Genomic DNA, 807 nt, shown 5'->3' on the forward strand with positions numbered 1-807 from the left:
GGCGGACAGCGACCACCCGCAGGTCGTCGCTGTCCGCCCGCTCCGCGGCGGCGGCGGCCGCGGCGACCACGCTGAGCAGCGTCCCCTCGACCGGGCGGGCGACCGCGTCGTAGGCGGCGGTGGTGGCGTCGCGCAAGGCCGCGGCGAGCTCCCGCCCCCGCACCACCGGCACGGCCGCCGTCGCATCGGCGAAGCCGCGCAGGATCTGCGACAGGATCACGCCGGAGTTGCCCCGGGCGCCGAGCAGCGCACCGCGGGCCATCAGCCGCAGCGCGTGCCCGTGCGGGGTGGTGCCGCCGTCGGGCTGGGTGTCGAAATCCATCGCCAGGGCCTGCTGCGCCGAGGCGAGGGTGAGCACCAGGTTGGTGCCGGTGTCGCCGTCGGGCACCGGGTATACGTTGAGCTGGTCGATCTCGCCCTGGTGGCGCCGGAGCGCGGCCAGCCCACCCGTGCACCAGCGGCGCACCGCGGCGGCGTCGAGGGTGTCCAGCACGGCGAGAAGCCTACTGGCGCGCACCGACGAGGTCGTCGGCTGTCGGGTGCGGCGTGTCCGACACGGCGGGTGGTGCCGACAGCTCGTGGCCGGCGGCGAGGAGCCGACGGGTGAGCGGGCACCTGGTCACGCCGGCGGCCCGGGCGGGTACCGTCGGGCGCGGTGATGTGCGCCGGGTAGCGGAATTCGATGCTCGCGTCCCTCCGTACGGCCGGCTGGCAGGGTCCGTACGGCCGGGTGGGAGGGACGGCACGGACCGAGCGCGACCGCGGTGACGGCTCCGGCCCGGCCGCCACCCCGGGCCGGTTGGGCGG

At 77.2% G+C, this 807-nt stretch carries 1 protein-coding gene; it reads right to left on the reverse strand.

The window, feature by feature from the left end:
* Nucleotides 1-493: DAK2 domain-containing protein (locus C1I99_RS31740; RefSeq protein WP_146604118.1), on the reverse strand; the 493-nt coding region annotated here is incomplete at its 3' end.
* Between the last annotated feature and the right edge of the window lie 314 nt (nt 494-807).

The sequence above is a fragment of the Micromonospora deserti genome (assembly GCF_003236335.1).
GTDB classification, from domain to species: Bacteria; Actinomycetota; Actinomycetes; order Mycobacteriales; family Micromonosporaceae; genus Micromonospora; species Micromonospora deserti.